This is a genomic window from Agrobacterium sp. FDAARGOS_525 (genome assembly GCF_003938925.1).
Taxonomy (GTDB): Bacteria; Pseudomonadota; Alphaproteobacteria; order Rhizobiales; family Rhizobiaceae; genus Agrobacterium; species Agrobacterium pusense.
In genome coordinates this window covers 1,498,435-1,517,288 of sequence record NZ_RKIU01000004.1, presented here as the reverse complement: position 1 = coordinate 1,517,288, position 18,854 = coordinate 1,498,435, and the positions used below count along the sequence as shown (strand labels likewise).

The 18,854-nt window shown below is 55.8% G+C and carries 10 protein-coding genes and 2 pseudogenes; 4 read left to right on the top strand and 8 right to left on the bottom strand.

Translation table 11 applies throughout. The annotated features are described in order from the left end of the window. Window positions 1-297 precede the first annotated feature (297 nt). From EGT36_RS23410 to drt2, 4 genes and pseudogenes are all read right to left on the bottom strand, one after another. Window positions 298-1,588, bottom strand: a pseudogene (locus EGT36_RS23410) (IS3 family transposase). 110 nt (window positions 1,589-1,698) lie between these two features. After that, a pseudogene (locus tag EGT36_RS23405) lies at window positions 1,699-2,750 on the bottom strand (IS630 family transposase). Window positions 2,751-3,699: 949 nt separating this feature from the next. Then, a complete protein-coding gene (locus EGT36_RS23400) occupies window positions 3,700-4,503 on the bottom strand; it encodes a competence protein CoiA (RefSeq protein ID WP_125271162.1) in 804 nt (267 codons plus the stop codon). Window positions 4,504-4,530: 27 nt separating this feature from the next. Continuing rightward, window positions 4,531-5,778: an antiviral reverse transcriptase Drt2 gene (drt2, locus tag EGT36_RS23395; RefSeq protein WP_172965705.1), complete on the bottom strand. Its 1,248-nt coding sequence runs from the start codon at window positions 5,776-5,778 to the stop codon at window positions 4,531-4,533. 181 nt (window positions 5,779-5,959) lie between these two features. On the opposite strand from drt2, the gene EGT36_RS31155 reads away from it, so the two are divergent. The 3 genes from EGT36_RS31155 to EGT36_RS23385 all read left to right on the top strand — a co-directional run bounded on the left by EGT36_RS31155 (window position 5,960) and on the right by EGT36_RS23385 (window position 7,910). After that, on the top strand, window positions 5,960-6,094 hold the full coding sequence (locus tag EGT36_RS31155) for a hypothetical protein (RefSeq protein WP_286084333.1): 135 nt from the start codon (window positions 5,960-5,962) through the stop codon (window positions 6,092-6,094). Between the two features lie 839 nt (window positions 6,095-6,933). Continuing rightward, entirely contained in the window at window positions 6,934-7,278 is a 345-nt protein-coding gene (locus tag EGT36_RS23390) for a hypothetical protein (protein WP_125271160.1), read from the top strand. Further along, window positions 7,275-7,910 (top strand): hypothetical protein, encoded by a 636-nt coding sequence (locus EGT36_RS23385; RefSeq protein WP_125271159.1) that lies wholly within the window; start codon window positions 7,275-7,277, stop codon window positions 7,908-7,910. Before EGT36_RS23390 ends, EGT36_RS23385 begins: the two co-directional genes overlap by 4 nt. Before the next feature lie 448 nt (window positions 7,911-8,358). On the opposite strand, the gene EGT36_RS23380 is transcribed toward EGT36_RS23385, so the two are convergent. Next, complete coding sequence (locus EGT36_RS23380; RefSeq protein WP_125271158.1) at window positions 8,359-9,735, bottom strand: hypothetical protein; 1,377 nt, start codon at window positions 9,733-9,735, stop codon at window positions 8,359-8,361. After that, a complete protein-coding gene (locus tag EGT36_RS23375; protein ID WP_125271157.1) occupies window positions 9,732-14,426 on the bottom strand; it encodes an AAA domain-containing protein in 4,695 nt (1,564 codons plus the stop codon). Before EGT36_RS23375 ends, EGT36_RS23380 begins: the two co-directional genes overlap by 4 nt. 693 nt (window positions 14,427-15,119) lie before the next feature. Here EGT36_RS23375 and EGT36_RS23370 point away from each other — a divergent pair. Next, window positions 15,120-16,289, top strand: a complete 1,170-nt coding sequence (locus EGT36_RS23370; protein ID WP_125271156.1) for an SEC-C domain-containing protein — start codon at window positions 15,120-15,122, stop codon at window positions 16,287-16,289. Between the two features lie 328 nt (window positions 16,290-16,617). Here EGT36_RS23370 and istB read toward each other — a convergent pair whose 3' ends face one another. Next, window positions 16,618-17,352, bottom strand: coding sequence for an IS21-like element helper ATPase IstB (gene istB / locus EGT36_RS23365; protein WP_003501246.1), 735 nt, complete (start codon window positions 17,350-17,352; stop codon window positions 16,618-16,620). 1 nt (window position 17,353) lies between these two features. After that, complete coding sequence (istA, locus tag EGT36_RS23360; protein ID WP_052821263.1) at window positions 17,354-18,853, bottom strand: IS21 family transposase; 1,500 nt, start codon at window positions 18,851-18,853, stop codon at window positions 17,354-17,356. Between the last annotated feature and the right edge of the window lies 1 nt (window position 18,854).

The following is an 18,854-nucleotide window of genomic DNA, read 5'->3' as shown; positions in this document are numbered from 1 at the left end:
GTAAATTGCGCCTATTGGTAAGGCGCTCTCTCCGGGTTTTGAATATATTTCCGTCAAAAAGACCGAAAGATTTCCAACCGTCTTCCTTGATCTCACCATACAGAATACGGAACTATAACAGTTCCGTCACCAATATCTTCTGTAATGGAGACCGTGAATGTCCCGCCGATCTCGGAATTCACGTCAAAGACCTCTTCGCCGAGAGCTGGCGTGGTCGCGATAGTGTCCGTCGTCGAATGATTTGAGACTTTTTGGGCTTTGGAAGATTGGAGTTTCCGGCTCGGATTTTGGGTTGATTTAAGCCGCTTTGGCTTGGTGGTTCAAGCGTCGTTGTTCGATCGTGTCTCGTTTGATCCTTTCGCGTTCCAGCAGGATGGTCTGGCCGCGCCCGAAGTAGAAGTCGGCCGGGGTGAGATTGTCGAGGCTCTCGTGGTATCGGCGATGGTTGTAGTGTTCGACGAACGCCGCGATCTGGGCTTCGAGGTCCTCCTGGAAGAAGTAGTTTTCCAGAAGGATGCGGTTCTTCGGCGTCTGGTGCCAACGTTCGATCTTGCCTTGCGTCTGCGGATGCCCCGGAGCGCCGTGAACCTGGTCGATCTTGTATGTCTCCAGCCATTCGCCGAGATCGGAGGCGACATAACACGGGCCATTGTCGGACAGCAGGCGCGGCCGGTGCTCAACCTTGACCTTGTCACAGCCTGAGGCGGCCAATGCCAGGTCGAGCGTATCGGTGACGTCATCCACCTTCATGCTGGTGCACAACTTCCAAGCGATGATGTAGCGGGAATAATCGTCGAGGATGGTCGACAGGTAAAACCAGCCCCAGCCAATGACCTTCAGATAGGTGAAGTCAGTTTGCCACATCTCGTTCGGCCTCGTGGTCTTGTCCTTGAACTCGTCATTGGCCTTGATGACGATATAGGCTGGTGACGTGATCAGATCGTGCGCCTTGAGCAGGCGATAGACCGAAGCCTCTGAGACGAAATAGCTTTTTATGTCGGTGAACTTCACCGCCAGCTCGCGCGGGGACAGATCGGCATGATCCAGCGCCATTTCGATGATGCGATCCCGGATATCGTAACCCGTGACGGAGCCGAGTGCCGATCTTCCAATCCCTCGACACCGTGAGTTTGGAAGCGATCATACCAACGATAGAAGGTCGGTCGTGGAATGCCGAGCTTGTCGAGTGTCTGCCGGGCAGGCAGGTGAGACCCTTCCACGAGCCGGATGATCTCAAGCTTTTCGGTGGCGGGATATCTCATTCGTCGTCGCCCCCATCCCCGATCATGCTTTTTTTAAGCAGGCGGTTCTCCAGGGTGAGGTCGGCCAGCGCCTCTTTCAGGTCACGGCTCTCACGGCGCAGCGCCTTCACCTCGTCACTGGTGGCAGAACGGGCGGTGTCGCCCGCAAGGCGCTTCTTGCCTGCTTCGAGGAATTCCTTCGACCAGCTATAATACAGGCTCTCGGCGATCCCTTCGCGGCGGCAGATCGCAGCGATACTGTCTTCGCCGCGCAAGCCTTCCAACACGATGCGGATTTTCTCCTCCGACGAATGGTGCTTGCGCGTGGCCCGCCGGATGTCCTTGATCTTATGGCATCAAACGTAAACAAAAAGTACTCGTAAATTTGCGATCACCGAATTGGCGGCTTGTGCCGTCCGATTTGATGACGGCTCCCGGTAATACCAACGTGCATTGATCATGACCTGTGTGCCCAGTCTCGTAGGCCGATGGACATAATCTTCCAAGGTTGATCGATGAGCCTGTTCCAGGCTCGGCAACATTGATCGACGATGTCGTCATAATCCCGGAAGACCCGGTTCGACAGCCAGTTGTCACGCATGAACTGCCAGACGTTCTCCACTGGGTTCAACTCCGGAGATCGCGGGGCAGGAACATCAATGTGATGTTTTCGGGAACCTTGAGCTTCGGCGTGACGTGCCAGCCGGCCTGATCGAGGATGAGCACTGCATGCGCGCCGGGATCGACGGCCTGGCTGATTTCGGCGAGATGCTCTTGCATGGCCCCGGTGTCGCAATAGGGAAGAACAAGACCTGCGCCTTTGCCTTTCTTCGGGCAGATCGCGCCGAAGACACATGGTCCGCTGATCGGCAGGTGCAGATGGTCGTGTTCCTCGCCGTGCCCATCGCCGGGTGATCTTGTTCTTCTGTCCTATTCGGGCTTCGTCGGCCCACCAGATTTCGATATCCGTGCCGGGCGGGCATTTTTCCCTGATCGCTGCCAGAGCGGCGGGGAAGTCTTTTTAAAAACGTCGCCTTCCAGTTCGTTCTGCGCATAATGACGAGGACGGGCCGAAAGCTTGGCAAAGCCGAGGGCCTTGAGTTCGCGGCCCACCGTCGTCTCGTCGATGGAAATGCGGAACTCCTCGAACAGCCACTGGACCAGGTCCTTGCGCCGCCAGCGCACCACGCCATGAACGGCCGAAATTGGGCCGCTCTCCACAAGTTGAGCCAGCGCCTTGCGCTGCGCGTCGTTCAGTTTCGACCGAGCCCCGGGCGCTTTGGTGTTCATCAATCCATCGGGACCGCGCTCATTGAAGCGCACGACCCAGTCACGAACGATCTGTACCGTCCCGCAGCCGATCTCGGATGCATACTGTCTGGACCCGCCGTCATAGATCGAAGCCAGAGCCAGAAGCCGGCGAACTTGCGCGGCGTCCCTGGCTTTCCTCGCAAGCCGTCTCAACGTCGAGCCGTCATAGTCCATCGGCAACGATATTGCTCTCGTCATGCCGAACCTCCGTTCGGCACAGGGAGTCAGAAATTCGATGATTTGGGAACCCCCCTACGAGTCGCCGTCAGCGCTCGTTGGTATAACGCGCTTAATGCGCATCGTTTCACTATTTCGTTTGCTTGATGTCTTGTGGATGGTGAAGCCTTATTCTTTATCTCAGGCACACCTATCGGAGCATTTCGACCCGACCAAGTGAAATAGCGACAAACCTATGGAGCGCAATCATCTCGTTTGCCAATTGCAGACACCGATCGGTGCAGGAAAATGGTGTCTACGAGAGGATTCGAACCTCCGACCCCAGGATTCATACCACTTCGGCTTTAACCGCCGCCCTTAGGCGTTCGTGGTCTGGACTGTCCCTTCACCATGGGCCGAAGCCTTTAGGTGCTACCCATCCAGTCTCTACACCTTCAACGGATTTCTCCGAAGCTTGGCTCGGGATTGGCATGCTGAGAGTTCAGCGAAGCGTTCCCCGACTTTGAGTAGATCGACTACACCCTTTCGTTGTATAGCCCCCAATTTGCAACCAGGAATCCTGTGCTCTATCCTGCTGAGCTACGTAGACATACCGTTCGTCACATGACGGTTCGTACCTTATGCCTCTGTAAATATCAATACATTCCCCATCGCATGATAAGGCGGAACGGGCATGGCCTGAACAACCTGTCGCTTCGCGGGGCAGGCGGTGAACCAAAGCCATCGAATGTTCAATGAAGCACGAGGTCAACCCGCTCGATCGACCATCATAAAGTTTTCGACAAGGTTCGACGCAGAACGGTTTTCGCAGCACTGGGAAGTAACGGCTCCGGCAAGGTTTGAACGACAGTCTAGCCATCAGAAACAGAATGCCCGTTCAAATGCCGCTGTACGTCGTGCCTATTCCGCCGGAGGCAAGCCGCCGCGGCGACGCACTTTTGTCCCAGCGCGAACCCAAAGTCGCCTTTGCTCAAACCACTGGTATAGTTGCAATGGTTCCTTGCGGTAGTGAGAACGCCGTTGAAGTCCACGCCGTACGCCATCTCGCGCCGATGGTAAGCTGATGGACCCCATACGGTCCGCGCAGCTTCAAAGTTCTCCAACGCTTAGACTTTTTGGCGTATCCTCCCACCGAACGCTCAACCCCTCCCGATTCATACCACGTGGCCGAGGCGACATCGATCGTATGGTCTCCGAACTCGCCTCGCCAAAGGCTACCGTCCGAAGGGTCGACGTACCACAGTTCGTTGTAGCCAAGCGCCTTCGCCCACTTTTCCCAAGGACGAATCGAATATTTCGAGATCGCAATACCGCCAGGTATCGGCTTCGAACTCTCTTTCATATCCGATGTAAGGATTCCAACCCATAGAACCGGGACCTGCGCAGCGATGTAGGCTTTTGTTCTCCCCTCGATGGCAGGATACAGGATCGGTGTGTGCTGAATTTCGAATGCCCACCGGCTCCGCCCATCAGGCGATGTGACAAACACGTCGGCACGGCGATCGCCCTGAATGGACAGTACTTTCACTTCGTAATTGGCGGTGTAGCCCGCTCTCCGAAATGCGTCACGCAGTGCCTCCTTGGCTCCGAGGTGCGCTGCTGTCTCCCCCTTCGCCCAAAAACAGTCCGTCGGAGGCTTGTGCGCGAAATGGGCGATTTTGATCTGGCCCTTACGGGGAGTGACGGCCTGACCGCATTCCGGGCAATGATACGAAAAGCCTTTGGCGGAGGTTGCTGCGTCCACGCTCAAACCGTTCCAGTTCGCTGTAAGCATTCCGCTGGTCCTTTGCTCAGGCTGCTACTAAAGGTCCTTCAATCGAAGGAGTTCACGCTCGACTTCCTTTTCGAACCGCCTCAACTGGCGCAATATCATTTCTCCATTATCGAAGAGCTTTGCGCTTCGTCGAGCGTAAGACGAGAAATTTCGGGCTGCGACCGAGGTGAACCGCTTTCGCAGTTTCTTGGTGTAAACCTTGCTGGCCTTGCCTTGAGCGATCGCCTTCGCGGCAACATCACGGGTGCGACGGAATCCCTTACGCATCTTGCGCCACTGGCGCGACATCGAACTTGGTCGGATGGTGGCACCTTCTCCATGGAAGGTGAAGCCGAGATACTGGGCAGCTTTCCTCGATGCTAGCGCAGCGTTTGCCGGGTCGAATTCCGACACTTCAGTCTTGTCCCTGCTGATCTCGAGCGCGTCCGCCGCGAGGAGGTTTTCGATTTTGACCTCGACGTCCCGTGCGTGTTCGAGCCCGCATACGACGAGGATATCATCCGAGTAACGCCGATAGAGCGCGCTGATCGAACGGCAGTAGGCGCTCATCGCGATGTCGAAATCCAGCATGAACAAATTGGAAAACGCAGCGCTAATCGGTGTTCCCTGGGGTATTCCGAACGCGTTGGGATTTTCGTGGATGGGGATGCCGGCTTTCTTCACCTCCGCGATGGTTGCGATTGGGTCCCGCGTCCGTCGTTGGAGGCTTTGCAAGAAGGTGGGCTGAGCACGTAGGTCATCCAGGCGGACGTAGCGGAATTTCGTCATGAATCGAAAGACCTTGAACCAGCTTTCTGGAAGGTTCTCGACGCCGAGTAAATGTCGAAGGCGCATCTTGAGCAAGCGGTGATCGAGGGTGTCGAAAAATTTGGTTACATCGTAGGCCAATATGGCGACGGGTGCATTGGCGCGAGCGTAACGATGCACGTCCGATGCGAAATGATAGTTGCCCTTGCCGAGCGACCGATATGCGATGACGTTTTCATCGATCTTGTTTGAGGCATAGGTCGCCTCCAACCGGTGATTTAGCAACCAAGCATAATAGGAGAGGACGCACGCATCACGATGCGACGCAAACATGATCGCGCGATCCTTGAGCCTGGTCTTGTGATCCTTGGGCTTGTAACGTTTTTCAGATTTAATGTAGTGGATAAGTGGCGAGAAAGGATGAGCTTCGACGAAATCAGGTTGAATTACCCTTTTCGCGAACGACTGGCCGACCTGGCGGTCGAAATGCCTATATCCTCGGGGAGCAAACCAGCCTAAATCGATCAAGCGTTGCTTCTCCGCAGAGTTCGGGGAGTTGATCCTGACCCTGGACCCCAGCTCGTAGAACTGGACACTTCCCCGAACGCACGCCGCCATCTGTCTGCACCTCAATCGATTGCATCGAATGCGATCCCGACACGGGTCTATTAACGCGAGGCGGTATTGTGTAACCACGGAGGTCCGAGCCATGCTCGATATCTCGTTCATCATTCCATACCTGGTGGCGAAGATCATCGATCTCGTCCTGCCGGGAAGTAACTTCGAACTTGACAGTCTCAACGGTCCGACCCGCTGGCCAATTCCAGGGGCAGACACAACGTAGGTGTGTGAACCCGATTCTGCAATCTCGCATCGACGGAAATACACAAATTACTTCAACGCCGTAGACGTTGCCACCTGACCATTGGTCGTGGCACGCGTTGATGCTTCAAGCACCGAAGGATTCGCGCTATCATTCTTGATGTCATCATTGATAGCTAGATCGACTTCGTGGGTAAAAGCTTGAGTGACCGGACTTCGCGTGACCGCTATTGGTGCGTTTCTCCCGTCAAGACTGCAGCGATAGTGTTGGGAACGGTCTGACTTCCTTGGTCAAAGTGTCCGGAGCCAACGGTTACGTTCATTTTTCAATTTTTAGGCGATCATTCATATTCTACAGCATGAAATCCTGCATCAGGAAAATTTGGTGCTACTTACATATCGACAACTATAGCGCGTTTTCGCATTTTGATATCAAAGAGCTAGAACCACGAGATTCGCCGTACCGATTCGGGGTTGAGGTCACCGCGTTTGATCGCGTGCAAAGGAACCATTATGGCCTGCTCCAGAGGAAAAGCTCATCCTAACGCAGCAACTAAGCTCAGACTCTTTGTAGACTCCGCCGGGTATTGCCAGAATCCGGGATGCAACACAGCATTGTTTCCCGAAGGATACGATGGGCACCCGCACATCGCTGAGATGGCCCACATCTTCGCGGCCGTCGACGGAGGGCCAAGAACAGAGGAAACGTTGACTGAAGAGGAAAGGGGCGACTACGCAAACATAATCTTGCTCTGCGCCAATTGTCATACGCTTGCGGACAAAACGCCTGAATCCCACCCCGCGACCCTTATGACGTCATGGAAGCGAGGTCACGTAGAGAGAATACGTCAGGTTTTCGGAGTGCGAAAATTCGAGACCCGGGCCGAGCTTCGCCTCGAAGTTGATAATCTTCTGCGCGAAAACCGGGCAGTCCATAAAACCATCGGTCCCGATCTCGACTATCAGGCAAATCCTGAGGCTGAAGAGGCGCATATGTGGCGAGCTCGGATGAGATCGACGATTATTCCAAACAGCAACAAGGTTCTCCTATTCGTCGATAGCAACATCGGATTGCTGACAGATAGCGAGCGGGAAGTGGTCGAGCAGTTCAGACTCCACGTCAAAGGCCTTATTCTTCGACACCTTGAGGGATTGAAAGTCCCCAACATCCGTTTTCCGACCGAAATGGCGAACATCGCAGCATGACCACGCAGGAATTCGTTTCTAAGGCTTTGACAGCGAGCGGAGATGTCTCCGATCATACTTGGGTGGCACCAGAGATCGTGGAAATACAGCGGCCCGAGAAACAATCGTTTCGGGCAGCCGTGATCGCCAAAAAGATGGTTTTCGTCGACCACGTGAAGCCGCTCGCCGACCAAGGCGTTGAGGTCATCGTCAATTTTCCTAAGGTGGGCATGTGGCGAGCCGATGCCATCGAATTCTGCGAGGCGAAAGGTATCGCGTGGGGGCGCTATGGCGTGCTGCTCAAAGCTCTGCGCGCCGATTTTCCCGGAGAATCTCGAGACCCCCAAATCCAGTTCCCGCGACGCGCGCTGTCACAGCACACGAGGGTCAAAGAGGTCGGATTTATCAACGATCAGTTGCTGACAGTTCGTCACGATACTGGGAAGGTCCTGAGGATCGCGCTCGTCTACGACTATGATCTGGCCCCTGAGGACATCCGGAATGCACGTGAGCGCCTTGGAGAGTTCGACTTGGTGCTCAAAAACAATCCGAACGGCTCCATACTCGACGGCGTGGCGGAGGCGGCGGATAGCTTAGGGGCGGAGGTCTTTGAAATTGCAGGTATACTTCGCTATCTCGGACGATTGAAGTGATCTCTGGCGATGATGTCTACTTCGTCAATGTGTTTGAGATGATCAAGGAGTGCCGAGATATCGGATTGGATGCGGACTGGTACGTTTTCGGGTCTGCTAGCCGCGAGGATAAAATGCCGGCCGATATCGACATCCTTTGTCTCGTTGAAACGTATGAAGTTGGAAGAGTGATATCTAAGGCGGTAAACAGCCACCTGCTTCGTAGCCCTATTGATCTCAGAATTCTCTCTCGTGAAGACGAGGGCAGGCTCAATTTTATACAAAGGACAGGCAGCATTTGGCTTACCCACTCAAGCTCGCCCGGGTGAAAAGCGTCGGCCGTTAATCTCCGAGGCCGGCCGAGACAGACCATCCAGCACCTTCCCGATGCTGCTTGCCGAGATAAGCGGTCATCCAGTCTATAAATAATCTCCGATCTTGGCGCGCTGAGCCGTCACCGGGGGGACGACTACTCTATAGAATCTGCATTTGTCTGCGACGCAGGGGCATCCCACACCTGCTCCCATCCTTCGGCCTGACTGGCGGTGAGGCGCTCTGACATTCGCGTAAGTCGTTTCTTGTTGAAGACGATGCCCCCAACCGGGACCGAATGGCTTCCCACCGGCAGATGAACATTCACCAAGGCGACCTTTCCGGCCACCAGTAATATTTCCATATTGGCAGGCAAATGCCCCTGCGGCAGCAATATTCCGCGATCAAACAAACGTTTGTGGTTCTGTCGAACGGTCTTATGCGTTGAGCGCGGCATCACAAGAGTCGTTCGCATCCTTTTGCCCGCGTTACGCAGGGCGTGGCCTATACTCGCAAGACCTTCCCCCACTTTAAGGCTTCGGCCCCAAGTCGCGCCGTTTGGTCTCAACCAGACGACGTCACACACCTGATCTGACGCTTCGAAATCTCCCACCAGAGCGATCAACCGATCGAAATTTCGAGGCAGATAAGGCGCGCCCGTGGACGCGATGAATTCTGCCCCCTCAAGCGGGAGACTTACGAGCGCCTCACGCCACGCATCAGTGCTGTCAGGATTGTTGATAACATTGGCGAACCGTGAATCGCCGGTCATACGTTCGAATTCGACGGCTGCGTTCGACGCAATGTCGGCCCCAGCCTGTAGGTGCCACGCATCGCTTGCGGCCACAGTCAGCTTGTTATAATTCGCAGCGCTGTCGTTGAGGTCCGTGAAAGTCGGTCGAACCCGCAGCCGGTCCATGTCGAGAACCAAATCTGCGCGCAATATCTGATAGCCATAAATGCCACCCTCGACGTCCGACACCGAATAGAGATTCACAGCGTCAGGATCGGGGAAACGACGAATTCGCTTCGCGTAGTCTCGGAAATTCTCCTCAAACGCAGCGCGGGCGAACGCCTCCGGCATATCACGAGCTTCCGGAAGCTCCGCCACCTTGACAAGGTAGTCGGCGGAGCGCGCTCGTGAACGCGGGACCATGTTTCGGCTCACGAGATCATACCAGACGTTCTCGATGATCGACGACGTTTCCACAACGTGCGGAACGCCAGACGTGGACGACGAGCGGAACAGCTCCCGGCCAGCGGGGGCAAGTTGGACATCGTCATTTACGATCTCCACCAGATTTCGCCGACCCATATCCGTTAGAACCGTTTGCATCTCACTGGTCGTGAAGCCAAACCACGCCCGCATGCGGCTCACCGCCATTCTGTCCAGTATTGCCAAAAGCCGCAGCACGAACTCATCAACAACAGGGAGTTGGCGATCTCGTGTGATCGTAGCCCGAACCGTGAAGCGACGGCAGGAGACTTGGAAATCAATCGAGTCAACGACGATACGATCCTGTGCCTCGCTCATTGGCCAATCTCCGTGGCAGGTCTTACTTCGCCATCTGTCTGAGACATGGAATTCACCTTCGAGAGCACCGTCTTCATCGGGGACCGACATTTAGGGTCTGACCACATCGAGGTGTCACCGAGGATGTAAAGACGCTCCTTGGCGCGAGAAATTGCCACATTGCACCTATTTTCGCGACCTACGTGTCCAGACTTTCTTTCGGAGTTAGAGCGAACCAAGGTCACGATGACAATTTCGTTCTCCTTGCCCTGATACGCATCGACCGTATCGATCACGACAATCCGGCGGAACTCTTCAGGAAATGCTTGCTGAGACCATTCGCGTTCAATTCGTCGTTTCTGTTCGCTATACATGCATATGACGCCGATTGCCGGCTCACCGCGTCTGGAAAGTGTCTCCACGAGTGTGGCCTCTTTTGAAAGCCGATGGAGTATCGACATCACGCCGGTGATTTCGGCTTCATTCCAAATATCGCGTCCGTAGTTGCGGTCGCGCTCTGTCGCACCAGACATATCCGCAGTGTCAAACCAGACAACAGGGGTTGCCAGATCGCTTGGAAGACCGTCAAAGGCCTTATCATGTTCGCGGTCATTGGATGGTTTTAGTCTAACACCATAGGGTGCGTAGAAAGTCTCGGAGACGAGATCGCTAATCGCGGGAATCATTCGATACTGTTCATCGAGAACCTGAGCGTTTCGACGCCCATAGGATGACTCGAAAGCTCGCTCGAAGTCTGTTTTGTCCAACGCGGCTTCAGCGTCGAAAAACTCTTCGACAAGCGACTTTTGAACGTACTTATCTACCATGGGCCTGAGCTGCCTTTGGTCACCGACCAAGACAACACGGCTTCCTAGTTGCAGCGGCACGGAAAGTTCTCCACTCGTGCATCGCGCAGCCTCGTCTACGATCACCCAATCAAACGTTCCCTGGTCCAAACGAATTTGCGACTGACCAAGACCGACGCATGTCCCTGCGACCACCCGCCGCGTTTTTGCAAGAAATTCATCGAAGTTGCGATGGCCTGAAGAAAGCGTTTCTTTCCATTGATTGGCGAGCGATATCAGCTGTTGGACCGTCACCAAGTCGCTCGGAGACGCCTTTGGATGGGCGGTCCGCACTGCATCGAAAGCCTGCTGAAGAGCCTCTGCGATGTCCGTCGGGTCTACGCCGACATCGCGTCCGAGAATCCTAGTAGCTTCCCTAGCGAACGCCCTAGATAGCGTCCGAATCCGGGCACCCGACCGACGCCGCTCTTCCTGGGCGACATCGCCGAGAGCGGCAGCCCTTGCCATTTCGATTGAGCGTTTCAGTGCGCCGAGTTTCAATTCGACATTGATAACGTCCAGAACGAAAGACTTTGGAATCCCCACCGCGGAAGCGGCGTGTGCCACCCGCGTTTTCAAACCATTTTCAAACCGGACTCGATGTCGATCTTTCAAAGAACGGGCCTGGTACGGCCGAACCCGCTCTGTAGCACCGCGCGAACCAACCCGAAGAAGATCGGCATAACCGCCATGCTTCCTATAGGTCTTGAGCAATTCTTCCAGCACGTTGTTGACAGCCTCGTGAGACTGGCTGGCAACGAGTACTCTTCTTGCTCCGCCATCTTTCAGGAGCCAATGTACTAGACTGGCTATGAACTTCGTTTTGCCGGAACCCGGCGGCCCCTGCAGAAGCCCAACAGGGCCGGTTTCCACCAAGGACCTGAAAGCGGCTCGCTGACCTTCGTTTAACTTATACGTGGAAATCTTCTTCAGCGATTCGGGAGCATCGTAGCTGACCTCCGGTGCATCCATCGTGGGATCAAAATAATCGATCAGATTTGCGATAACGCTGGATCGGCGTGTGATACGCTCCACCGCCTTACGTCGTCTCTCCTTCGAGACGCGATCCCTTCGGTCCACCAAGGCGACGAATTCGCCCTCGGCAACTGGTGAACGCTGGTCCCGTATCGACAAACGACGATTATCACAGTTCGGAATATCCAGATATCCGATCAATCGACCAGAATATCCCCCGAGCCGCACTTCAACCGTGTCATCGTCTTCAAACTCGATTGGAGTTGCTGCTTCGTAGTAGTAGCTCGCCGAATTCCCTACATCTGGAATACGACGATCAATCCGGACACGTGGAACAGAATCTTCCTCGAGCTCGGCCGACCGAACCCACATCCGTGCAATGTCTAACGACGCTGTTCCGAGCGATCCAGGTTCCGGAGGTTCATCGTCGTAGAAGTAGACTTCGTCCTTCTCCTCGACTTCAGCGTCGTCGGGACCAGCGTCGGGTTTCTGAACCGGCACCGTATCTCTGAGGAACTCGGCAAATTCCTGCAGCCCTTGGGCGGGACCAGCCTTCAAAGTGAGTGCGATGGGTAAGGTGTGGCCGCGACCAAGCTCCTTGAAGCCCGTCTCGAAAACCTGCACGTCGTCCACTTCAGTGTCGCGCATCCTCAGCAACAAACGGCGCTCTGGACCGGTAATCCAAAATACATCCAGCCCGCCGGCGGTCCTGTGGGCTAGCACCCAGAGCGCATCATCCACTCCCTTCAAAGGGCCGATAGGCAAGCCGGGATACTGGAGAACGAAGGTCCGGAGAGCTGGCTTGGAACGCCTCTTTTGTTCCATCGAAATGGCTTCGAGGAGAGGATCGAGGGTTTCGACGGTATGTCGCCCAAGTTCTTGGCGGGCCGTTTCTACGACGTTCGTGAAAGCTGAGCTCGAATGGCTTTCAGCAAAGCCAACGACCATCTTACACACGGCATAACGATCAATTTCCTGATCCGATTTTCTCTCGTGATCCTCAGGAACCCAAGACATGCTTCTCAGCCGGCCGCCATCGGTTCGAGAAATATCTAGGAGGTCAATGAGCGTTACCGCGTTTCCACTTCCAACGATCACATTTTCCGGATGGAGATCGCCATGGGCTAGGCCTCTCGCATGGAGTGAGTTAACTGCGGCAACTAGGTCGTGTAGAACGTCGAGAAGCTGGTTTTCGTCCTCAGCCTGGTAGCTCGAGAGAGGGGCTCCATCGACCCATCGCGTTACGACAAAAGGCCCGATGCTCGAAAGTCCACTATCGACGACATGGACTATGCCTGGCTGAGGGACGCCTTTTAGGGCAGCGCCCACCTCCAACATCGCTAGGAGTGCGTGGTCTCGATGCGCGTTTCCACGCTGGATGCCATTCCAGACTTTCACCACTACCTTGCCAGACGAATGATTGCTGTCATAGCGAGTCGAGTTACCACCGCTCGTCAGCGCCCCCGCTGGTGGGTAGGCGACATAGGGGATTAAGCGGGTCTCAAACTCATCCAATCGTGATTGGTCTACGGCCGGTCCCGAAGGAGTTCTAAGTTCGCCGATCGCATCAGCGAGCTCGCAGGCGTCACGGTAACGGGCGTCGGGCGACGCCACGGCCTTCTCGGCGACCTCCATCCATCCGGGAGGGAATACCGTTTCCTCGCCTTCGATTTCAGCAAGTTCACGCATGATCAGCCCGAGACTGAGAACATCACGTTGCTTTGCCGTAGCGGCCGGTCCATTTGATACGGGTTCCGGTTCCGCGTAGGTTCCGAGTACTTCGAGATAGTCCCCAACCGACTGATCGTCTGGAAGACGCGCCGAGAAGAACCCCGTGAGGTTCATACCGGTCGGCTCACCCAACCATACCGCGTCACCGCCGATGTCTCTGTGAGCTACATCTTTATCATGCAATTCGGCGACCATCGACGTCAGCGTATGCATGATGTCAACGCGCTGCTCTCCTTCAAGATCAGAGCCATTTCGCTGTAGGTATCGCCTAAGCGTGGTCCACCCGGGAGGCACCGCCAGCAATTGATAATGCTCCGTCAAAACTTCGTCTGGCGGACTGCCGACAGATTTGAGGATGCCCCGTTCGGCCATCCAGCTTCCGTGTTCGCTGAGATAGGCTACCGTCTTCAGCTCTCGATCTGCTATTAGGCGACGGCCCTGCGGTTCATTCAGGCCAACGGGCAAATTGTCAAAGCGAAACAGCCGCAACAGGCCCTTGATCCGCTCTTCCTTGGCAAGCTGTGTCCGATGTTCGCGCCATATGTCCTTCCGATGAACAAAGAAATTTTCGTCTGTGACGTTGTAGCCGTCCCAACTCATTTTCATTGGCTGGAAGTACGCCGGATTACCCAGCACCTTGTCGAAATCTTTGACAAGCATGTTTGGCTTGACGCTCTGAAGCGTAACCGTGCCGAGCAGTCGATTCCTATCCTTTGAATGTCCGAGGAGTTTAGCTTCCTCAAGGGTGAGGACATATGGCTTTTCATCCGCCGGGAGGTGATCACGAACGGAGGTGCCCGTGAGCACGACGCGAGAATCGACGTAATATCGACCAAGCTGGCCCTGCCCGCGCAAGATGCCTTTTACCTTCTTGGCTTTGTCGTTTCCAAGCTGAACCGGCGAGCGTTGCGGTTTGCCGTGAACCCACATGTCGCCTTTCGTCGTAAGCGGGCCATTCCAGTCCTTCAGCTCCAGCAGTACAACACGATCGTCCATGACAACCAGTAGGTCGATCTCAATGGGAGCGCTGTTCGCGGGAAATGCGTTAAGCGAAGCGAACATCAGCCAATTGGAAGGAAACACGTTCGCCAAGGCGTCTACGCCCTTCACTTCGCGATGATGAATGCCCGCGCTGCTGAGATATCGAACTTTGCATGCCATTTGTTGCCCCCCGGCCCAGTCGAGCACTGCTCGACGGCAATACAGGATACGCGAATGTCGGTTGATTCTCGAAGTAAGTCGAGATGGCGATAACAATTTCTGAGTGAAATTTTCGATCAACCTGACCTTGAGCTGGTAACTTGCGACGGTACGGTTTTGGTGCAGCAAATTGACTGCCCATTAGCCTGAAAGGACAGAACCGACAGACTGTAGCATGTGTAATCTCTACCGGATGGACGATCGCGACTGGGTCAACAAATGGGCGAGAAACCGAGACCTCAATGAACAACGAGCTATCAAAGCTAATTGAAGTCTAAGGGTTGCCCGAGATATCGCTGAGGCTGAACCAAAAACGGAAGTGCTTTGTTTCCTTGTCGAACAGGCAATCGACGAAGCTGTCGCTGAGGCAACCCGCCGAGATCAGCCGATCCCCATCGGGTATAACGGCCCGTTTCAGTAGTTGCTCCATGAAGGACAGCGAGCGACATATGATAGTCGCTCGTCGGTCGGCATAGCAAAAGTCGACACCTTCACGCCAACATTGGTCTCTTACCGCCGTTGCTCACCTCATACTCGTCGTGTGAGCATTCCACGGCCGCGGTTGGCGTTGAATTCCCGACTTGGCCGAATTAAGAAAGGCAGCAAGTGCGGGCGACCGCTTTGCACTCGCATAATTTTGAAAAAGAGCCGTACATGGCACCTCATCGATCCCTCAATGCGCCGAAGATGGTTCCACGGATGATCGTGCCTGTCGAAACAATGGAGCCGTACGATTTGTGCTGGTGCGATTCCGGCAAGAAGTACAAATGGTGCCATTTCCGACGCGAGCAGCAGAAACCGATCAATGTGTATGAAATTGAAGCGGCGATGCATGCTGAGCTCAGGGCCGGCTACTGCGCTCATCCCGACCCGGATAGCGACCCTTGCAGCACAACCATCGTAAGGTCACACACCGTTCAGAAGAAGGGCGGTCTGGCCGCGATTGCCGAAGACGGTCACGTCATGACAGTAAAGCCTTCAATGAAGGAACTAATCAAAACCCAAGGCAACCCGCAGCCTCAGAAGATCGGCGTAAACAAGGCATCCGTTTTTCCCGGCTTCTGCGGTCGGCATGACACCGAACTGTTCAAGCCAATCGAGGGCAAGTCTCTAACATTGACGAAGGCCACAGCCTTCCTCTTCTCGTACCGTGCCATAGCCTACGAGCGGTTTTCCAAGGAAGCACAGCTCCGCAACATTGACATTCAACGTGAAGCCGACAGAGGCCATCCGTTTTTCAAACAGGCGATGATACAGACGCACCTCGCTACCTTCGTCGCCGGAGCCAAGATCGGCATGCGAGATGTGGACGCTTGGAAAACTGAGTTTGACGCTCGGCTACTGTCCGGCGCGCTCGACGACTTTCACTATGCTGCGGTCCGCTTCGATCGAGTCCTTCCTGTAGTTGCGTGTGGCGCTTTCCACCCCGAATACGATTTTCAAGGACAGCAACTGCAAAAACTAGGACGCACTGACGTCGACCTTGAGCACGTGACAATCACGGTGACAACATTCGACGCGCAGACGATCCTTGTTTTCGGCTGGATCGGCTCTTTCGATAGTCCTGCCAAAGCTATTGCCGATTCTTTCATTGCGGTCGACGATCTGTGCAAGGCCGACGCCTTGGTGCGGCTTCTCTTTGTTCACACTGACAATCTATTCCTTCGACCGAGCTGGTGGGAGGCGCTAGGGGATATCGAGAGGCGCGCCTTGAACCAAATGACGAGAAGCGGGACGACCATGCGTTTGCGTAATAGTGGAGAGCTGAGCGGTGACGGGACATCGTTTGTCTCTGCAAACGTCGTTGAGGTCGTCAGCGGCTGACCTGGGCAGGACTGGAGGGAGTTTAGAATCCTCGTTCATCGAGCTAGGATAACCGAGCGTCAGCGAGGTTGGCCAGGAACACATGAAGAGCCTTGATGAATTCGCTGCGGCTTACGACGAATGCAATTTCGTCGGTATCCGCAGAGCCGCCTGTGGAGCTCGAGAACAGCTCCGGTGGAAAATGGTGTCAATCGGCGTCGTAACGGGACCCCTTATCGGCTCCCAAAAGGGACCCCTGCCTCTAGTTGCATCGGGTCAGCGCGCGTAGGCCCGGGGCTCTCCATTTAGCGCAAGGGCCTGCGGGCGCGGGTTGTTTGTCTTTTCGGCTTTAGCTTTGAGAGCGGTTTTTAAAGCGCCAGGATTCGTTCCCGGTTTCCACGATCTCGCAATGGTGGGTGAGCCTGTCGAGCAGAGCGGCGGTCATCTTGGCGTCGCCGAATACGGCCGGCCACTCGCCGAAGGCCAGGTTCGTCGTGACGATGATGGACGTCCGCTCGTAGAGCCTGCTGATGAGGTGGAAGAGGAGCTGGCCGCCCGCCTGGGCAAATGGGAGATAGCCCAGTTCGTCCATGATGACGAAGTCGAGCCTGGTGATGAAGTCGGCCAGCCGTCCCTGTTTGCCGCTACGTGCCTCCGTCTCGAGCCGATTGACGAGGTCGACGACGTTGAAGAAGCGGCCGCGTGCGCCATTGCGGATCAGAGCACGAGCAAGGGCGATGGACAGGTGAGACTTTCCCGTGCCGGTTCCGCCGACCAGAACGATATTGTGCTGCTCGGCGAGGAAGGCCCCGGTTGCGAGTTGGCGCACCAGGCCTTCGTTGACCGGCGTGTCGGTGAAGTCGAAGTCGTCGATGTCCTTGGCCAGCGGCAGCTTGGCGACGGTGATCTGGTATTTGATGGAGCGCGCTTGCTTCTCGGCGATCTCCGACTGAAGCAGGTCACCGACGATGCGCGGCGGTTCGTGCTGTCGCTTGATGCCGGAGGCCATGATCTCGTCATAGGCGCTACGCATGCCGAACAGCTTCAGCGTGCCCATCATGTCGAGGATTTGGGATCGTTCCATATCAGCTTGCCCTCCTCAGGCTGTCGTAACGGGCGCAGTCGGCCAGAGGCTCATGGGTCAGGCGAAGCGCATCGGGGATGGAAAGGATGGCGGCCGGCTGCGGATCACGCTTGCGGGCCAGAATGTTGATGATGACGGCGGCCGAGAACACGCCCTGATCGATCGCCTCCTGGCAGGCCGCTTCGACGGCGGGGAGCCCGTCCAGGCCCACGCATTCGAGGATCGACACCATCTGCCGGTCGCCGTCATGCATTGCCTTCAGCCGGCGGCGCACCTTCTCCATGGCGGCGGGCAAAACCCAGTCGTGGAACGGCGCACCGTTGCGCAGTGCTCCCGGTTTGCGGGTCAGGACCGGCACGTAATGCCAGGGATTATAGATCGTCTCGCCACGGCCGAAGCAGCGATCGTGTTGGCCGATTTCCACGCCATCCTGCCGGATGACGATGCGATCTGCATAGGCATGTATCTCGGCAGGGCGGCCGACTGCCGTAGACAGTACCGAGTATTTGTTGTTGTCGAAACGCACGAGGCAGGTCTTGCCGATCGAGGCCTGCACAGCGTGGAAGCCGTCGAATTTGCCGGGATAGCCGACCAGGTGCGGCCGCTCCGCATCGAACACCTCCCAGATCGTGCGCTCCGTCTGATCGACGTGCTTATGAGCGCGGGCGTAACTGATGCACTTGTCCAGCAACCAGCCATTCAGTTCATCGTAGGATTTGAAGCGCAGTCGCGGCGTGAAGAAGCGTTCGCGCACCAGATTGACCTGGTTCTCGACCTGGCCTTTCTCCCACCCCGACGCCGGCGTGCAGGCCACCGGTTCGATCAGGTAATGGCTGCACATCTGTAGGAAGCGGCGATTGTATTGCCGTTCCTTGCCGACGAAGACCGTCTCCACCGCGGTCTTCATATTATCATAGATGCCGCGCGTGCAGGCCCCGCCGAAGAAAGCGAACGCCCTGTCATGGGCGTCGAAGACCATCTCTTGCGTCTCGCGCGGATAGGCTCTCACATACATCATCCGGCTGTGGCAGAGCCGGATATGCGCAACCTTCACCGTCGTCGTCACGCCGTTCAGCACGACAATCTCGTGGCTCCAGTCGAACTGGTAGGCCTCGCCCGGCGCGTAATAGAGCGGCACATAGGCTTGCGCCGTCACGGACCCGCGCTCCTTCGCCCATGTTCGGGCGTAACGCCGGACTGTGTCGTAACCGCCCTCGTAGCCGAGGTCGCGCAAGTCCTCGAATATCCGGATCAGTGTCAGCCGTTCGCGAGAAGATTTGGCCTCATTGGCGAGGAGCATTCCATCGAGCTGACCGCGCCAGGGGCCGAGCTTCGGCTGAGGTTGACGGGTCCGTTCGTATTTGAACTCCGTCTCATCGGTGCGCAAAACCTTCCGCACCACTTTCCGCGATATGCCCAACTCCCGGCAGATCGCCTTGATCGACTTGCCCTGAACATGGGCTAGCCGCCGTATCTTCAGAATTGTTTCCACAATAAGCATC

Coding starts and splice junctions, on each gene's coding strand:
- EGT36_RS23400 (WP_125271162.1), bottom strand. CDS start 4,503: ATGCTTACAGCGAACTGGAACGGTTTGAGCGTGGACGCAGCAACCTCC.
- EGT36_RS31155 (WP_286084333.1), top strand. CDS start 5,960: ATGCTCGATATCTCGTTCATCATTCCATACCTGGTGGCGAAGATCATC.
- EGT36_RS23385 (WP_125271159.1), top strand. CDS start 7,275: ATGACCACGCAGGAATTCGTTTCTAAGGCTTTGACAGCGAGCGGAGAT.
- EGT36_RS23380 (WP_125271158.1), bottom strand. CDS start 9,735: ATGAGCGAGGCACAGGATCGTATCGTCGTTGACTCGATTGATTTCCAA.
- EGT36_RS23375 (WP_125271157.1), bottom strand. CDS start 14,426: ATGGCATGCAAAGTTCGATATCTCAGCAGCGCGGGCATTCATCATCGC.
- EGT36_RS23370 (WP_125271156.1), top strand. CDS start 15,120: ATGGCACCTCATCGATCCCTCAATGCGCCGAAGATGGTTCCACGGATG.
- istB (WP_003501246.1), bottom strand. CDS start 17,352: ATGGAACGATCCCAAATCCTCGACATGATGGGCACGCTGAAGCTGTTC.
- istA (WP_052821263.1), bottom strand. CDS start 18,853: ATGCTTATTGTGGAAACAATTCTGAAGATACGGCGGCTAGCCCATGTT.